At 42.6% G+C, this 18,380-nt stretch carries 16 protein-coding genes; 4 read left to right on the plus strand and 12 right to left on the minus strand.

Features of this window, described 5'->3' with window-relative positions; all coding sequences use genetic code 11:
• Positions 1–283: 283 nt before the first annotated feature.
• Positions 284–2,227 (minus strand): acetate--CoA ligase, encoded by a 1,944-nt coding sequence (acs, locus tag FTU75_RS12975; RefSeq protein ID WP_111884479.1) that lies wholly within the window; start codon positions 2,225–2,227, stop codon positions 284–286.
• Positions 2,228–2,511: 284 nt separating this feature from the next.
• On the opposite strand from acs, the gene FTU75_RS12980 reads away from it, so the two are divergent.
• The gene (locus tag FTU75_RS12980; RefSeq protein WP_078193199.1) at positions 2,512–3,090 is read left to right on the plus strand and encodes a DUF805 domain-containing protein; all 579 of its coding nucleotides are present in this window, start codon (positions 2,512–2,514) and stop codon (positions 3,088–3,090) included.
• 123 nt (positions 3,091–3,213) lie between these two features.
• Positions 3,214–4,185 carry a mechanosensitive ion channel family protein gene (locus FTU75_RS12985; protein WP_078193200.1) on the plus strand — a complete coding sequence of 324 codons (972 nt, stop codon included), beginning with the start codon at positions 3,214–3,216 and terminating at the stop codon, positions 4,183–4,185.
• On the opposite strand, the gene FTU75_RS12990 is transcribed toward FTU75_RS12985, so the two are convergent.
• From FTU75_RS12990 to prfB, 5 genes are all read right to left on the minus strand, one after another.
• The gene (locus tag FTU75_RS12990) at positions 4,171–4,881 is read right to left on the minus strand and encodes a 16S rRNA (uracil(1498)-N(3))-methyltransferase (protein ID WP_180116140.1); all 711 of its coding nucleotides are present in this window, start codon (positions 4,879–4,881) and stop codon (positions 4,171–4,173) included. The two genes, FTU75_RS12985 and FTU75_RS12990, sit on opposite strands and share 15 nt — an antisense overlap.
• 325 nt (positions 4,882–5,206) lie before the next feature.
• On the minus strand, positions 5,207–6,487 hold the full coding sequence (locus tag FTU75_RS12995; RefSeq protein ID WP_180116141.1) for a 3-deoxy-D-manno-octulosonic acid transferase: 1,281 nt from the start codon (positions 6,485–6,487) through the stop codon (positions 5,207–5,209).
• A gap of 87 nt (positions 6,488–6,574) precedes the next feature.
• Positions 6,575–7,663 carry an alkene reductase gene (locus FTU75_RS13000; protein WP_111884475.1) on the minus strand — a complete coding sequence of 363 codons (1,089 nt, stop codon included), beginning with the start codon at positions 7,661–7,663 and terminating at the stop codon, positions 6,575–6,577.
• Positions 7,664–7,700: 37 nt separating this feature from the next.
• A complete protein-coding gene (locus tag FTU75_RS13005) occupies positions 7,701–8,000 on the minus strand; it encodes a helix-turn-helix transcriptional regulator (RefSeq protein WP_078190555.1) in 300 nt (99 codons plus the stop codon).
• 154 nt (positions 8,001–8,154) lie between these two features.
• Positions 8,155–9,250 (minus strand): peptide chain release factor 2 gene (gene prfB, locus FTU75_RS13010; protein ID WP_111884474.1). Its coding sequence is split into 2 segments (ribosomal slippage): positions 8,155–9,177 and positions 9,179–9,250, totalling 1,095 coding nucleotides; the frame shifts between segments, so codons are not numbered across the junction.
• Positions 9,251–9,431: 181 nt separating this feature from the next.
• On the opposite strand from prfB, the gene FTU75_RS13015 reads away from it, so the two are divergent.
• Together FTU75_RS13015 and FTU75_RS13020 are read left to right on the plus strand one after the other, a co-directional pair.
• The gene (locus FTU75_RS13015; RefSeq protein ID WP_180116142.1) at positions 9,432–10,280 is read left to right on the plus strand and encodes a putative porin; all 849 of its coding nucleotides are present in this window, start codon (positions 9,432–9,434) and stop codon (positions 10,278–10,280) included.
• Between the two features lie 326 nt (positions 10,281–10,606).
• Positions 10,607–11,383, plus strand: a complete 777-nt coding sequence (locus tag FTU75_RS13020) for a putative porin (protein WP_180035434.1) — start codon at positions 10,607–10,609, stop codon at positions 11,381–11,383.
• A gap of 71 nt (positions 11,384–11,454) precedes the next feature.
• On the opposite strand, the gene recJ is transcribed toward FTU75_RS13020, so the two are convergent.
• The 6 genes from recJ to FTU75_RS13050 all read right to left on the minus strand — a co-directional run bounded on the left by recJ (position 11,455) and on the right by FTU75_RS13050 (position 18,232).
• A complete protein-coding gene (gene recJ / locus FTU75_RS13025; protein ID WP_180022754.1) occupies positions 11,455–13,158 on the minus strand; it encodes a single-stranded-DNA-specific exonuclease RecJ in 1,704 nt (567 codons plus the stop codon).
• A complete protein-coding gene (gene pdxH, locus FTU75_RS13030; RefSeq protein ID WP_180116143.1) occupies positions 13,159–13,815 on the minus strand; it encodes a pyridoxamine 5'-phosphate oxidase in 657 nt (218 codons plus the stop codon).
• Positions 13,816–13,833: 18 nt separating this feature from the next.
• Positions 13,834–15,165, minus strand: a complete 1,332-nt coding sequence (gene glmM / locus FTU75_RS13035) for a phosphoglucosamine mutase (protein ID WP_180116144.1) — start codon at positions 15,163–15,165, stop codon at positions 13,834–13,836.
• Positions 15,166–15,283: 118 nt separating this feature from the next.
• Positions 15,284–16,750, minus strand: coding sequence for an IMP dehydrogenase (gene guaB, locus FTU75_RS13040; RefSeq protein ID WP_078190562.1), 1,467 nt, complete (start codon positions 16,748–16,750; stop codon positions 15,284–15,286).
• A gap of 220 nt (positions 16,751–16,970) precedes the next feature.
• Complete coding sequence (locus tag FTU75_RS13045) at positions 16,971–17,336, minus strand: YkgJ family cysteine cluster protein (protein ID WP_180116145.1); 366 nt, start codon at positions 17,334–17,336, stop codon at positions 16,971–16,973.
• 98 nt (positions 17,337–17,434) lie between these two features.
• Positions 17,435–18,232, minus strand: coding sequence for an MBL fold metallo-hydrolase (locus tag FTU75_RS13050; protein WP_078190564.1), 798 nt, complete (start codon positions 18,230–18,232; stop codon positions 17,435–17,437).
• Between the last annotated feature and the right edge of the window lie 148 nt (positions 18,233–18,380).

Raw genomic sequence — 18,380 nt, forward strand, 5'->3', positions numbered from 1 at the left:
ACCGTTTTAGCTTAACAAAGTAGATGTATTCAGCTTATCTCAATGCCTGCAGTCTATATCTGTAAAATCTATATCTCATGAAATCTAAGTCACCAAGATTCAGGCGACTTATAATTTGATCATTTTATACGTCGTATTTAGGATGGATAAAATGCATCATGAACGTCCCTTCATCCTAATCAACTTTTATAGGAGAAAGGACGTTCATTATTGCTTTAATAATCCTTCATATAAACCATAGTGAACTTTCATCAGAACGTGATCACTCACGCTCAAATGGTTTTTATGACTTCGGATAAACCGTAGCAATCAAATGTTCAACCACTTGAGGTTCTGCCAAGGTCGAGGTATCACCTAAAGAGTCCAACTCATTAGCCGCAATTTTTCTTAAAATACGGCGCATGATTTTACCAGAACGGGTTTTCGGTAAGGCCGGCGCCCAATGCAATGCATCTGGCGTTGCCACTGGTCCAAGGATTTTGCGTACCCAAGCCACCAGTTCCTGACGTAACTCATCCGTCTCAGCTGTCCCTGCTTGTAGGGTGACAAAGGCGCAAATCCCCTGTCCTTTAATATCATGTGGCATACCCACCACCGCAGACTCTGCCACAGCATCATGTGCAACCAGCGCACTTTCAATTTCAGCCGTTCCCAATCGATGCCCTGAAACGTTCAAGACGTCATCCACACGACCTGTAATCCAATAGTAGCCAGACTCGTCACGACGTGCGCCATCACCTGTAAAATACGTCCCCGGATAAGTGGAGAAATAGGCCTCAATAAAGCGCTCAGGATCACCCCAAATGGTTCGCATTTGTCCCGGCCAAGAATCCTTAATCACCAAGTTACCTTCTACAGCGCCTTCAAGCTCATTGCCTTCAGCATCGACAATCGCAGGTTGTACACCAAAGAATGGACGCGTCGCTGAACCCGGTTTTAAATCGGTTGCTCCCGGCAATGGCGTAATCATGAAACCACCCGTCTCTGTTTGCCACCATGTATCCACCACTGGGCAGCGGCTTTCACCTACCACGGTGTAGTACCAATTCCATGCCTCTGGGTTAATCGGTTCACCCACCGAACCTAGTAAACGCAGACTACTGCGGTCACTTTCTCGGACAAAGGCATCCCCTTCTCGCATCATGGCGCGAATTGCAGTCGGTGCCGTATATAAAATAGTGACGTTGTGTTTATCAACAATATGTCCCGTACGTGCCCAACTTGGATATTGCGGCACCCCTTCAAACATCACGGTCGTGGTGCCATTCGACAATGGCCCATACAACACATAAGAGTGTCCCGTAATCCAACCAACATCGGCAGTACACCAAAACACATCATCTTGTTTTAAGTCAAAAACTTCACGGAAAGTACAATTCACATAGGTTAAATAGCCGCCTGTGGTATGCAATACACCTTTCGGTTTTCCAGTTGAACCTGATGTATACAAAATAAACAGCGGGTCCTCGGCATTCATAGGTTCAGGTGGACAAATATCATTGACCGACATGATTTCCATGTGATACCACAGGTCACGATCTGCTTTCATTTCGATCGGGTTACCTGTACGGTGTACCACAATGACATTTTGAACCGAAGATGTCCCTTCGATGTCGAGTGCAAGATCGACATTTTCTTTGAGTGGAATGGGCTTGCCACCACGCATCCCACAATCCGCAGTAATCACGACTTTCGCCTGACTGTCATCGATACGACTTGCCAATGAGTCTGGTGAGAACCCGCCAAAAACCACGCAATGTACTGCACCAATTCGGGTACAGGCCAACATCGCAATTGCCGCTTCGGGCACCATTGGCATATACAACACCACACGGTCGCCTTTGCCCACGCCATGTTTTTTCAGCACATTGGCAAAACGGCAGGTTTCATCATGCAGTTCTTCAAAAGAAATGATTTTATGCCGTGAAGGATGATCACCTTCCCAAATAATGGCCGGTTTATGTGGATGTTCTTTTAAATGTCGATCGAGACAGTTGGCACTGACATTCAGTTCACCATCAGCAAACCACTCGATCTTAAAATCATCTTGCTTAAAATTTGTATTTTTAACTTGGGTAAACGGTTTGATCCAATCGATCTTTTGCGCTTGCTCCGCCCAAAACTCATCTGGTTGTTCAATCGATTTTTGATAACGCTCAAAGTACTCCGACTCGTTGATGCGTGCGGTTTTTTTGAAACTTTCAGGTACTGGATAGATCTCTTTCATATTGTATTTTCCTTGATCTGATTCATCTCATCACGAGATGCCATGCCACATTTCTACTTTTATAATTCCTGCATCACAGCAGTATGACGATTAATTTTTAATCGCAGCAATCATGCTTTGGTCGTATTATTCTTTCCTATTTAAAGCACATCTATAAGCAAAATTTCAACAAAAACATGTTTTAATTCAGTATCTGACCAGTTCAATTAAACCTATACTGCAAAGGTAATTTTACTCAGCACTCCGCTTTTTCATTCTTTCATATACGTTGAGTTGATCCGATCATGAACACCAATGACTCTTCTTTCTTTTCCCGTCAGACGACCACTACATCGGATAATCCCCTGAAACCTGATGGACGTTTTGGTCGACTGAGCATGATTGGTTGGTATGGCTTTCTCAATATCATCAGCTTTTTTGCCATAATCGCTTTAAGCCTTGCCGTGGGTATTTTTAACATCAATACCATGGCGTTAAATGAGCAATTTGTTGGCATATTCACCGGGGTATCTGGCCTCGCCTATTTGGCAATTATTATTCTCTATATCTATTTCTATTGTGTCTTTGTCGTCCGTCGACTGCATGACCTCAATAAAGCCGGTTGGTTGCTACTGCTTTTATTTATCCCCGTGATCAATCTATTCTTTATCCTGTATTTATTATTGGCCTCAGGCACACCGACCGTAAATCAATACGGCGCGCCACGCCCTGCTGCCGTTTGGGAAAAAATTCTGGCATGGTTGATGATTTTAATCAGTGTCTTGTCGCTCTTGGCTACAGGTAGCATCACCTCGTATATGATGGGTAGCGGTGAAATTGAATCGCCGACAGAAATCATTCAACAAGGTACTGAATATTTCTAAGCCACTGACCGAATCTGAGCCTGTCTGAATTTTGATACATCTGTTCGCAAGCCTGTAAATGAGGGTTATTTTCGCCACTAATTTCAGGCAAAATAGCGAAAAACCGGAACATTTGGAAAACTCGTGGCTGAAAAAGAAAATGCCCTGAGTGATGTCACTCAAGGCACGACTCAACTTTTGCAAGAGGCAACAGAAAAAACCGCACAAACCGTGCTGGAACATACCTCTAAATATAATGACGCATACTCAACGATCGATAAATTTGTCGATGGATTTTGGGAACGCCTGCCATATATTTGTATCGCATTAATTGTTTTTACGATCTTCTATCTACTGTCTAAACTCTTTAGATTCTTTGTTCGTAAAGCGCTCACTGACCGTTCTTACTCAAAACAAAATCTAGTTTTGGTCCTGAACCGTGTCGGTAGCTCAGCCATTATGTTCTTCGGTTTCCTAATTGCAATGGTCATTGCGATCCCAGGTTTCACACCGGGTCAGCTCATGAGTGCATTGGGGATTGGTTCGGTCGCAATCGGTTTCGCGTTTAAAGATATTTTCCAGAACTTACTGTCGGGTATTTTGATTCTCCTCGGTGAACCATTCAAAATCGGTGACGACATTATTGTGTCAGGCATGGAAGGTACGGTTGAAGATATTCAGATCCGTGCAACCTTCCTACGTTCTCCAGATGGTCGTCGTATCGTGATTCCAAACGCGACGGTTTACACCAGTGCGGTAACGGTGAATACCGCTTATCAGCGTCGTCGTTGTGAATTTGTGGTGGGTATTGGTTATGAAGATGACATTCAAAAAGCTAAAAATATTGTTTTGGCTATTTTGGACAAAGACCCAACCATCTTGAGCCAACCTGCGTTTACCGTAAACGTGAATGCTTTGGCTGATTTCTCAGTCAATCTGAATGTCCGTTGGTGGGTAGATACCACAGAAACCACCACTGCGAACTCGATCAGTGAAGTGCAAGAACACGTTATCCAAGCATTCAATCAAAATGGTATTTCAATTCCTTACCCTGTACAGGAAGTGAAAGTTTACCGTGGTGATCAAGCTGAGACAGAAGCGTCAACAGCTAAATAATCGCCCTAAAACGTACGGAATCACAGTTTCTGTCCGGATAATTCGGTTGCCTAAGCTGACTGCTTGGCAACCGTTTTTTATGAGCAAATCGACCTCATAAGGGATAAATCCACCTTCAGGTCCAATGATGATCGTACATCCATGTTGAATCCCTGTAGGCATCACATCTTCGACATAAGGATGCGCCACATAAGCCGGATAGTCCGAGGAGATCATGCTCGGTAAAACATCCTCTACAAAGGGTTTAAAGCGTTTATACAATTCAATTTTGGGCGCAATGGTGTCACCTGCCTGCTCCAAACCCAACGTCACATAGTGATCGAGCTGCTGTAAAAATGGTGTCTGCCAATAGCTTTTATCCACGCGATAACTGTGCAGCAAAATGATTTTTTCTACACCTAAAGTGACGGCATCCATGATCAGACGGCGTAACACTTTCGGACGAGGCATCGCCACAATTAAAGTCACCGGATGCTTTGCAGGTACTTCTTCTTCTTGTAAAGCTTTAAGTTGAATGCAGTGATCCGCCATACTGACGATTTGGGTTAAATAGCGTTTTCCTTCCCGAATACCGACTTTGAGTGTATCGCCCACCTGTATATTCACATGGTTTTTTAAATGCTCAATTTGGCGTTTGGCACTGATACTCCATAGCTCAGATTCAGTTTGACGTGGGTCAAGCAGGACGATGTTCATAAAAAATTCTCTTACCCAGCTCAATTGGATACACGAAAACGTCATCCACAACGATTCAAGGCAACACTCAATAGAATCACTCGAGTTTCAGCGATTATTTGTTAGACATAAAAATTCGACGCGTTTTGTCGTGAGCTGCATTGCACCGCAAGATGGCTTCCATGCGAAGCTTAGCATCTCATTTTACCGAATGAGAAACAACGTTTCGTAAGAGTACCTCCAGCCGAAGGCTAAGCCCTTTCTTCAAACCTTAGATGTAAGGCTCCGCCAAGCCTATTCATTCATCTATTTGAAGCATCAACCAATTTAAATCATAGTTGAAAAATCAAAGGTACTGATCAATCACCTGAATATGCTTTTGCAGCGACCCAGTATTCTTTTGCATAATCAGCTGAGCTGCATCATTTAAAGCCTGAGCTTTCGCAGTATTTTGAATGATGTCAACCAATGCACTGGCCGCCTGCTCGAAATCCCGCACAACCACAACCGCATGGGCCGCTACAAATTCATCCACAATGGTTTGAAAATTAAAATAATGCTGACCTAATACTGTCGGGACATGTAACGTAATGGGCTCCAAAATATTATGCCCACCACCAGGTTCATTTAAAGACCCGCCGACAAAGCACGCCTGACTCAGTGCCAGCCAAAGCCATAATTCACCCATACTATCTGCTAAATACACTTGTGTATCAGGCAAAATGGTTTGATTAAGGCTGCGGCGCTGGGTATTTAAATTTAGTTTTTGCGCTTCTACAAAAACGTCATCAAAGCGTTCAGGATGACGTGGTACGACGATACATAACACCTCAGGCTGTTGTTGCAAAATCGGCTGCAGTGCCGCGAGCAGTTTTTGTTCTTCGGGTGCATGCGTACTGGCAATGGTGATGATTTTACGCCCTTGCAAAGCCCAATCTTTTCGTAACTGCGCTGCTTGTTGCACAAAGCTATCGGGCGCATGAATATCAAATTTGATACTTCCCACGACCTGACTGGTATGCGGGTTTGCACCCAACTCAATAAATCGCGCTAAAGTTGCCTGATCTTGCGCCAATAATTGTTTCAAACTCTTTAGCATCGGCTGCGTCAAACTCGGGACTTTGCCATAACCCTTCGCAGATTTTTCAGATAATCTGGCATTAATCAATAAACACGGAACGTTGGCCTGATCGGCTTCAATCATCAAATTTGGCCAGAGTTCAGTTTCGACCAGAGCCAACATTTTCGGTTGATATTTTTCGATAAAACGACGGACTAATTTTTTTTGATCTGCCGGCAAATACACGGCCTGAAACAGTGATTCATACGGTGCTTTTAAAAATAATTGTTTCGCACGCGCTTGTCCGGTTTTGGTGGTATTGGTGACTAAGACCGGATGACCTGCTTTGAGATAATGTTCAATCAGCGGCTGTGCAGCGTTGGTTTCTCCGACGGAAACTACATGAAACCAAATTGCATTGCGGTTTTTAACCGGCTGAAATGGCCCAAAGCGCTCAAGACACTCTTGCTGATATAGTTGGAGATCTTCAGCACGTTTTTTGATGCGCCATTGATATAGCGGCTTAATCAGCGCCAAAGCTGCGTTATACCAAAAAGGAGTAGTCAAATTATTACGCTCAAAAACGGTTTGAATCGGCAGAATATATCAGAGCATTATCCACATGTTAATGGATAATGCGTATTCAAGTGTCGATTAATAGGTTGAACGACCTGAACCAAATTTATTTTTCATGCTTGGATAATCAATATAGCCTTCGGCAACATCTGTTCCAATCATGTTTTCCAACTGCAATTCATTCAATGCAGCATTCGCTAGCAAACGTTCAAACAAATCTGGATTGGCAATATAAGCTTTACCAAAAGACACCGCATCGGCTTTACCTGAGGCCAATAAATCTACAGCATCTTCACGGCTTAAACGCATATTGGCAATATATGGCACACCATTTGAGCGCTGTTTCAGATAATCACTGATACTGTCATCCGCTAGATATTCACGGGTAAAGAAAAATGCAATCTTCCTCTGCCCCAACTGCTCTAAAGCATAGCCAAAGGTTTCACGTGGATCATGATCGCCCATGTCGTGTTCATCACCACGCGGTGCAAGATGCACACCTACACGACCTGCCCCCCACACTTCAATCAGCGCATCCACCACTTCAAGCAATAAACGTGCGCGGTTTTCGACAGAACCACCATACTCATCTTCACGTAGGTTGGTTTTGCTTTGTAGGAATTGATCGATCAAATAACCATTGGCCGCATGCAATTCCACACCATCAAACCCCGCTTCTTTGGCTTTAATTGCAGACTGTTTGTATTGTTCTACAATGCTTTTGATTTCTGCAATCTCTAATGGACGTGGCACGACATATTCGCGTTTTGGGCGAAGCAGACTGACATAACCCGCCTGTTGTACCGCACTGGCAGAAACTGGTGTATCACCATTCAAAAGATCGGGATGTGAGACACGTCCGACATGCCACAATTGTGCCACAATTAAACCTTGCTGTTCATGTACGGCTTGGGTCACCAATTTCCAGCCCTGAACTTGAGCATCGGTAAATAAACCCGGCGTCTGCAAATAGCCATTAGCTGCTTCTGAAATGACTGTTGCTTCTGAAATGATTAATCCAGCACTTGCACGCTGTGCATAATATTCAGCCATCATCGGCGTTGGAACACGGTCAATGGTTGCACGACTACGGGTTAGTGGCGCCATTACAACGCGATTTTTGAGGTGTAAATCACCCAAAATGAGAGGAGTATTAAGTTCAGCCATATATGTCTCGCCTGACACTTCAAATGCGAAAAATGATTTAAAGTGAGTTCTGCAGATAATCAATATATTGCTGAATGAGTTCTTCATTGCGTGAAAAATACGACCATTGACCATATTTCTCGGCTTGAATTAAGCCCGCCTGTTGTAACACAGACAAATGATTAGACATCGTAGACTGCGAAACATTACCGAGTTTTTCGATATTGCCAGCGCATACACCACGATTAAAGCCGCCACATTGTTCTTCTGACAAAAACTGTTCAGGTGTTTTCAACCATTCCAAGATTTGACGTCGAGTCGGATTGGCAAGTGCTTTAAAAATTAAATCAATATCCATAATTTAAACGGGTTTAATTAAATAAAAATTTGGACAACAAAGTTCTATTCAGCATCTTGAATACACTATATCGTATTTTTTCGATTTTTATATCGATTTTTTTAGATATATTGATCAAGAACAGATAGAACTTTGTTTTCTATATAAATTTAAATTACAAACCTTGTTTGAGGCTAGCTTCAATAAACTTATCTAAATCACCATCAAGTACTGCGCCGGTGTTTGAACTTTCCACACTGGTACGTAAGTCTTTAATACGCGAGTCATCTAAAACGTATGAGCGAATTTGGCTGCCCCAACCGATATCTGACTTGGTATCTTCCAACGCTTGTGCCGCATCATTACGTTTTTGCATTTCAAGTTCGTACAATTTTGCACGTAGCTGTTTCCATGCATGGTCACGGTTGGCGTGCTGTGAACGTTGGTTCTGACAAGCCACCACAATCCCTGTTGGAGCGTGAGTTAAACGTACCGCAGAGTCTGTTTTGTTAATGTGCTGACCACCCGCACCAGATGCACGATAGGTATCAGTGCGTACATCAGCTGGATTGATTTCAATTTCAATATTGTCATCAATTTCAGGCGATACAAAAACCGCTGAGAATGAAGTATGACGACGGTTACCCGAGTCAAAAGGTGACTTACGGACTAAACGATGTACACCAGATTCTGTACGTAACCAACCATATGCATACTCACCTTCTACACGGATGGTTGCAGACTTGATCCCTGCCACATCACCATCAGACTCTTCCATCACTTCTGCTTTAAAGCCATGACGTTCAATCCAACGTAGATACATACGCAGTAACATGGATGCCCAATCCTGTGCTTCAGTACCACCAGAACCTGCTTGGATTTCGACATAGCATGGGTTCGGGTCCATCGGATTACTGAACATACGACGGAATTCTAATTTCGCAAGTTCTGCTTCCGCTGAAGTTAACTCTGCTTGCACATCCGCAAGTAAGCTTTCTTCTTCTGCTTCAACCGCAAGATCCAACATCGCTTGGGCATCTTCTAGTTGAGTTGAAAGCCCTTCGAGCACGTTAATGACGTTTTCGAGTTCACCTTTTTCTTTTGCCATTGCTTGCGCACGGCTTTGATCATTCCAAATTGCTGGGTCTTCCAGCTCACGTAGAACCTCTTCTAAACGCTCTTTTTTCAGATCGTAGTCAAAGATACCCCCGTAATGTTTGACCACGGTCGTTTAAGTCTTTTAGCTGTAATAGATACGGATTAATTTCCACGTGAATTACTCTCAATCAAAAAATTTGGCTTAAATAGCCGCCTATTATATCACAGAGCATTTGCACAGTTTCAGCCAGATTGATCATCCAAATCATTGACTTTAATGTACATAATATGAACAATACGCTCGCATTACTATTTATTACATTTTTTTTACAACAATAATGTTTCGAGGGTTTTATGAAAAAGACATTACTTGCACTAGGGTTAGCTGTTATCACTTCATCAACTTTTGCTTATGATGGTCAAGTTGATGGCGGTTTTACTTATACAGATTGGGACAATGACATCGTAGATTCAAACGGATTGTTCAACTTACAAGGCACGTTATATTTAGACTCAGTAAACCCTAAAAATGGCCCATTAAACGAAGCTGCATTTTTAGGCCATAACAGCAATATTTATGCTAAATATAGCTATCAATATTTAGATACAAAAACAGTTGATGTATCAGATTATTTTCCTGTTTCAGGTCCGCTTGCAGGCAAAGCAGAATATGACAGCCACCATATTTCATTAGGTGCTGAATACTTCTTTGAACAATTCTACTTTAATGGTGAATTAGGCTACAAAGAAGAAAAAGCTGAAGTAAAAGTTGCTGGCATTTCAGCAAGCGAGGACTATGATTCAACAACATACCGCGCATTAGTAGGTTATTTACCTGTCTCTAACCTTTTACTTGCTGTTGGTATTGATGGCTATCAAGGCGACAATGATGAAGACGAAGACAACCGTTTTGCTGTTAAAGCAAAATATGTTGCGCCTTTGAACAATGGTCAATACATCAACCTAGAGGCAGATGGCGCTTTTGGCGACGTTGATTCTGCAACGATTGGTGCAGACTACTACTTCGACCAAGCTTTTAGCATTGGTGCATCTTACAACATCGAAGATGATGGTGATGAAGACACGGATTACTTCGCTATCCGTTCAAAATACTTCCTTAACCCGAACCTAGCAATCGGTGGTCAAGTTGGTTTTGGTGATGACGTTCAAGCGTTCAACATCAATGCAACTTTACGTTTCTAATTTCGTTTGAATTAGGAATGTGCATTAAAAAAGCACCTCAAATTTGAGGTGCTTTTTTCTTTTCGATGTAATATTTACTTTAAAAAAAGTCCAGTTGTTGACCAAATAATCTACAAATTCATAATATCTACACAGTTTTAATAAAACAAAACATTAATAATAATTATATATTTTTCAATATTTTAAATAATTAAAATTACATAAAATTACCGAATACACAGTTCTGCAACTTTGCAGCGATTGACCATCTTTAAAAATTCTCTAGACTAAAACTTGTAACAAAAAATGTATTAAATTTAGCCAAACAATTTAGAGGGGTAGTTTCCATGAAAAAACTCGCAATTGCTTCAGCACTTCTTTCTGCACTTGCTATTACAGGTACAGCTCATGCTTATCAAGCAGAAGTGGGCGCTTCAGCTGGTTACATCGACCCAGATAATGGAAGCTCTGGCAGTGAATTTGGTGTAAACGGTACTTATTACTTCAACCCTGTTCAAACTCGTAACGCTCCTCTTGCAGAAGCTGCATTCTTAGACCGCGCAAGTAACGTAAGCGCACAATATCAATATGATGAAATTGGTGACGCTGAAGCACACAAATACGGTGTTGGTGCTGAGTACTTCGTACCAAATTCAGATTTCTATTTAAGTGGTAACGTGAACGGTCACGACTTAAAAGACAATGATGACCTAGACAACGACTTAACAACCTATGGCGCTGAAGTCGGTTATCTTCCAGCACCAGGCTTCTTAGTTGCAGTTGGTGTGAAAGGTTGGGATAACGATGATGATGACGGCGTAGATCCAACTTTACGTGCTAAATACGTAACAACTTTAAGCAATGGTAAAGACATCAACCTTGAAGCGGGTGCAGCATTCGGTGATCTAGATGAATTCAATCTAGCAGCGGATTACTTCATTGACAAAACATTCAGTGTTGGTGCTGACTACTACAACAACGATGTCACTGATCGTAACGAAGTTGGGATCAATGCACGTAAATTCTTTAACCAACAAGTAAGCCTTGAAGGTCGTGTTGGTTTCGGTGAAGTTGGCAACAATGACTACAATTCATTTGGTGTAGCAGCGAAATACCGCTTCTAATCCATTGAAGTCAAAACCATAAAAAAACCGCTCTTCTGAGCGGTTTTTTTATTTGCCTGTAAAAATAGAATTTATTGAGCCAAGTGTAGAACTCTCAATTGAACACTGACATTTCCTCTAAATTCATTTTTATCGAGTTCGTAGACCAAGCGTATTTGATCTTGCATTGGATTAAACTCATATTTTTCTGCCGCATTAAATGCAATTGCGTCCACCATTAAGCCATTATCTAAAGCAAGTTTTAATTTCAGATGCACATCTTTCAACCAACGATAATCTAAAACTTTAAATAGGCCTTCATAGACCGGTGCAGGAAATTTTTGTCCCCATGGACTTAAATTTTGCAAAAGATCGACGGTTTCGACATTAATGGCCGAATCAGGCAATTCACCATCTGTCCAAATAGTCGCCTGAAATAAACTTTCATCTTGCTCAGCGATGAGTGCTTCAAAAGCGGTTTTAAATTCAGAAAAATGCTGCTTTTGAATGGTTAGTCCTGCTGCGGCAGCATGTCCACCAAAATGACTCACTAAATGCGGATGTAATTCAGCAATACGCTCAATACTGTCTCGAATATGAATACCTTCGATAGAACGCGCAGAGCCTTTAATATGTACGCCATCCTCATCTGCGGCAAAGACGATTGCAGGTCTATGAAATTGTTCTTTCAAACGCCCTGCAACAATCCCAATCACCCCTTGATGCCAATGCTGTTCAAACATGATCAAGGCTGCAGGTAGATTATCCTGATCAAGCTGAATATGTTCTAACTCAGCCAGAGCTTCCTGTTTAATCTGCCCTTCGACTTGGCGTCTTTCAATATTGAGTTGATTCAACTGCTGCGCAATCGGATAAGCCGTACTTAAATCTGCCGCAATCAGACACTCAATCCCAATATCCATAGTCTCCATACGCCCAGCTGCATTGAGTCGTGGGCCGACCACAAAGCCCAAGTCCTGTGCTTTTAACTGTGCAGGATCACGACCGGCAATATCCAATAATGCACTGATCCCTGGACGACATAATCCTTGCTGTATCCGCTTCAAACCAGCATCGATCAAAATTCGATTATTCAGATCTAGACTTGCAACATCGGCATAAGTGCCTAAGGCCACCAAGTCCAAATATTGGCTGAGATTGGCTGTGGATTTAGCATTTTTTTTGCGCATACTGGCCAAATTTGCCAACACATAAAATGCGACACCAACACCAGCCAAGGCTTTACTTGGAAACTCACATCCCAACTGATTGGGGTTTACCACTGCTTCTGCTTGTGGTGTTTCCTTTGTGGTCAGGTGATGGTCGGTAATGATCACCTGCATACCATGCGCCTGTGCCTGCGCTACACCAGCATGGCTCGAAATACCATTATCGACCGTAATCAGCACATCTGGAGTAAAGCTCACGAAGGCCAAATCGGCAATGGCAGGTGTCAGGCCATAACCATACTTAAAACGATCTGGAACCAGATATTCCACATCCGCGCCCATGTCACGCAGTGCCAGGACCATCAATGCAGTACTGGTCGCACCGTCGGCATCATAGTCGCCTACAATGACAATTTTTTTATGTGCATCAATGGCTTGGTCGATCAACTCTATAGCTTGCTGCATGCCTTTTAAGGTCGGGGCATGTAAATGCTTGAGCTTCAATTCCAGTTCTTGTGCGGAAGAAACCCCGCGACGTGCCAATAAGTCCGCAATAAACGGCGCAACGCCCTGAATATCTTCAGGGCGCGTCAAATAGGGTCTTTGTTGAATTAAAAGTTTAGACATTTATGGCATCAGTCGCTGTAGAACCCATTGACCATCCTGTTGTTCATAACTCAAGCGGTCATGTAAACGATTCGGACGGCCTTGCCAAAATTCATAATAATCCGGAACTAAACGATAGCCACCCCAAAACTCAGGTTTCGCCAATACGTCTTTGCTTTCCACTTGATCATGTAAATTTTGGAAACGCTGTTGTAATTCTTCACGACTAGCGATAACACCACTTTGTGGAGTACTAACGTGCGCTGCAATTTGGCTATCACGCGGTCGCTTATGGTAATAATCTGTCGATTCTTCGAGAGATATCTTTTCCACACGACCACTGACCCGAATTTGACGTTCCTGCTCTTGCCAATAAAACAATAATTCTGCATAAGGATTATCGAGCAGATCATTGCCTTTTTGACTGTCATAGTTGGTGTAGAAGTCATAACCTGCATGGGTCGCACCGCGCAACAAGACCGTCCGCACGTGCGGACGACCTTGGGCATTTGCCGTCGCCAAAGACATAGCATAGGGTTCATGCAATTGTGCTTCTAAGGCATGATTAAACCATAATAAAAACTGCTCATGTGGATCACGGTTCACCTGATCTTCATGCAACTCACCTTTTTGATAAGTTAAACGCAGTTCACTTAAGTCCTTAATCACATCATTCATGCAATTTCCCCTCTTGATTTAAGCTGCATTGGCACGAACAGCCTCAGCCAAATGATTTGCTAACGCTGTGACTTCTTCAAGGTCATTACCTTCAACCATGACTCGAATGACCGGCTCTGTGCCTGATTTACGAATCAAGATGCGACCACGTCCTTTAAGCTGAGCTTCAGCTTTTTCAAACTCGCTCACCAGTGCAGGTACGGCGTAGGGATCAAACATCGCAGCCAAGCGAACATTCACCAAGACGTTAGGTAATAACTCAAAACCGTCCACCAATTCATGCAAAGCTTTACCTTGCTCAACCATCACAGTTAACACCTGAAGTGAAGCAATGATCGCATCACCTGTGGTGCTCTTGTCCAAAGTCAAGATATGACCTGATGGTTCACCGCCCGTTACCCAACCCTTTTCTTCGAGACCTTGTAAAACATAGCGGTCACCGACTTTGGCACGCAGTAATGGCACTTTGGCTTGATCTAAAGCAATTTCAAGCGCCATATTGCTCATTACCGTACCCACGATACCCGCAGGTTTTTGACTCGCTTGAGTGGCTAAAATATAAAGAATATGGTCACCAGTAATTTGCTGACCGTTTTTATCGACCATAATCACGCGGTCAGCATCACCGTCAAAGGCAATTCCTAAATCCGCCTGATGTTCAACCACTGCTTTTTGTAAAAACTCAGGATGCGTCGAACCACAGTCTTTATTGATGTTTAAACCATCCGGTTCGTTAAACAGCGCAATCACTTTTGCACCCAGTTCACGATATACCGACGGACCGACGCTATAGGCTGCACCATTGGCACAGTCCACCACAATTTTTAAGCCTGTCAGGTCAAAATGGTACGGGAAGGTTGATTTACAAAACTCGATATAACGACCATTGGCATCTTTTACACGCAGACTTTTACCTAAGTTTGCAGAGTCTTCGATCACCAAGTCATTTTCAAGTTCTTTGTTTATGGCTTCTTGAATTTCATCCGGCAATTTTTTACCTTCGCTCGAGAAGAACTTAATGCCATTATCAAAATAAGGGTTATGCGACGCCGAGATCACGATGCCTAAGCTGGCATGTAATGCACGGGTTAAATGGGCAATTGCGGGTGTAGGTAATGGACCCAACAAATGAACATAAACACCTGCTGCGTTTAAACCGGCTTGTAATGCTGACTCTAAAATATAGCCCGATAATCGGGTATCTTTACCTAGTACAACGATGGGCTTTGCTTTTTTACTGTATTGTTTTAATACTTTACCTGCGGCAAATCCTAGTTTTAATGCAAATTCAGGGGTAATAGGCAATTCACCGAATTTGCCACGAATGCCATCTGTACCAAAATAACTCATGTTGTACTCACTTCTTAATGGTGATCTTAATCATCACTTTTTACTGCAAATACTTTACACCAAAAACAAAAAGGCCGTCATATTAATGACGGCCTTTTCGGCTAAAAGCTACTAAATATCAACCAACACGGTAGTTTGGTGCTTCTTTAGTAATAGTCACGTCATGTACGTGAGATTCAGACATACCTGCCGCAGTAATTTTGACAAACTGTGCATTTTTACGTAAGTCATCGATCACCGCAGAACCGGTATACCCCATAGATGAACGTAAACCACCCATCATTTGATGAACGATGTTACCCATTGGACCTTTGTACGGTACGCGACCTTCAATACCTTCTGGTACAAGTTTTTCAGCGCCGGCTTTTGAGTCTTGGAAATAACGGTCAGCAGAACCTGTTGCACCTGCCATCGCACCCAATGAACCCATACCACGATACGCTTTGTAGTAACGACCTTGGAAGAATTCAACTTCGCCCGGTGCTTCTTCTGTACCAGCCATTAATGAACCTACCATGATGGTACTCGCGCCTGCACCAATCGCTTTTGCCATATCACCAGAGAAACGGATACCACCGTCTGCAATCAATGGAATTTGATCTTTTAGTGCATTGGCAACGCTGTCAATCGCAGAGATTTGCGGCATACCAATACCAGCCACAATACGTGTAGTACAGATTGAACCTGGGCCAATACCCACTTTCACTGCATCTGCGCCAGCATCTAATAATGCAAGTGCTGCATCACCAGTCGCGATGTTACCGCCAATCACTTGAACTTGTGGATAGTTGGCTTTTACCCAACGTACACGTTCAATTACACCTGCAGAGTGACCATGTGCTGTATCAACAACAATCGCATCAACACCCGCTTCCACCAATGCTTCTACACGGCTTGGTGTTTCTGCACCTGTACCAACTGCAGCACCAACGCGTAAACGACCTAAATCATCTTTGCAACTGTTTGGATAGTTTTCAGCTTTACGGAAATCAGTAACCGTGATTAAACCTTTCAGTTCGTTGTTGTCATTTACAACAAGGACTTTTTCAATACGGTGCTTTTGAAGTAATGCTTGGATGTTTTCTTTTGATTCGTTTTCACGAACAGTCACCAAACGATCATGACCTGTCATGATGTTACTAACAGGTTGCTCAAGATTGGTTTCAAAACGAGTGTCACGACCAGTAACAATACCCACCACTTGACCGTCTTTCACCACTGGTACACCGCTGATGTTATTTGCTTGAGTTAAAGCAATCAGCTCACGTACAGTCGTTTCTGGTGTAACGGTAATTGGGTCTTTCACCATACCTGCTTCAAATTTTTTCACGCGGCGAACTTCTGCAGCTTGTGCAGCAATATCCATGTTTTTATGCAGGATACCGATACCACCGTTTTGCGCCATTGCAATCGCCATACGTGATTCAGTCACAGTATCCATTGCAGCAGAAACAAGTGGAATATTCAAATTGATGCCACGTGTGAAACGTGTCTTAAGAGAGACATCTTTTGGGAGAACAGTAGAATAGGCAGGGAGTAATAAGACATCATCAAAGGTTAGGGCTTCTTGAACGATGGTCAACATAACAGTCTCGCTGGTAATTTCCGTGAGCCATTATATACAAATTTCCGTTCAATTTTCATTTTAATTGCGGCAATTCTTTACGGAGTTTTCAATATTAACCATCGAATATGTTGTTTTCAGCAAGAATACTCTGGGGGTTGGTCAGCATCCAGTGCAATACAGGCAGAATCCGGAGATTCTACCTCTTAGATTTCAATAAATTTATTCTGGAAATAAAGCCTTAACTGACTTGATCGAAATCTTCGTCATTTTCAGCGTCATGCAGTGGAATACTGATCAATGGAATCATTTGATGCGCGATGCGTGCTTTATTACATTGCTCATCGGCGATTTGAACTTCTTTACAAGATGAACTACGTGCCTCATACATGTTACAACTCACCTGTTTGCCTACTTCTCCACCCAAAGCAATACAACGTGGATTTGCCTGATTCGTACCCACCATACATGAATACACCGATGTCACAGGTTCCGTATAATGTTCAGGCATATTTAGCCCTTCTGCCCAATAAAAAGAAACGCGATAGTGAGCACAACATGCTCCACAGATTAAACATGCATCCTGAGTCGGTATTTGAGACAACATTTTTATCTATTCTCGTCATCTAAAAGCTTATTTTATGGACGAAAAATATTAAAAAATGTTATCTGGAAACTCAATTATTTTTTGAAATTTTCAAGTCATTATACTGGGCAAGTAAAAACTGTCTCATCCATTAAATCGACACCACATTGTAAGGTTTCGATCCAATCTAAGAATTGATTGATCTGTTCTTTACCAATAAATGGCGTCCCGTGCTGCGGTACGATCATTTCCACATCCATCGTCCGTACCATGTTGACCCACAGACGGATCACTTTGTTCGAACACATATAGCGCTGATGGAAGCCTTTCATTTTAGGAATATGAGCGGCAAAATTTTCTAAAGGTTTAGAGGCGTCGTCCACCATAGATGCGCCCATATCCCCTGAGAATAAAATTTTGGCAATCGGGTCATAAAATTGGAAGTTACCAACCGAATGTAGGAAGTGTGCAGGAACAGCCACCAAATGGCTGTTGCCTAATGGAATCACCTGACCATGATCTGGCAGTTCGATCAAACGATCCAACCAATTGCCTTTCATGCGGTCACTCATAAATGCAGAGTTTAAATGCGGTAAGAAACGCGCCCACAGCTTAGATGCTACCACTTTGGCGTCAGTATAAACCAACCAACGCGGCATCGAGGTAATAATGTCTGGGTCCTGATGCGAGGCCATCACATAGTCAAGATTGGTCAAACGGGTATATTTATTCAGTTCCATAGTCAGTGGGACATAGGTCAAGTCACCACCCGGATCGAGCACCGCTGCGCGCTCATTATCCAAAATCAGGAACTGGTTCGCCTGTACGCCCTCGCCTTTTACCAAGCTGGTAAAGCTAATACATTTATGCTTTCCATCATCATAAAGTACCTGTGATGTTGTGCGTTCGAAAGCCATTCCCATTCCCCAAATTTTTTATCAAAAAAAATATATTCTATAGGTGAATAACATATATTTATTTAGGGAAACTTACAATAAATATTAAGTCAATATTATCTGAAATATCAGTGAATTGGGTCTCATTTATTGGCAAAGAATCCTGAGT

Origin of the sequence: Acinetobacter sp. YH12140, from assembly GCF_013418475.1 — a bacterium.
In the GTDB taxonomy this organism is placed as follows: domain Bacteria; phylum Pseudomonadota; class Gammaproteobacteria; order Pseudomonadales; family Moraxellaceae; genus Acinetobacter; species Acinetobacter amyesii.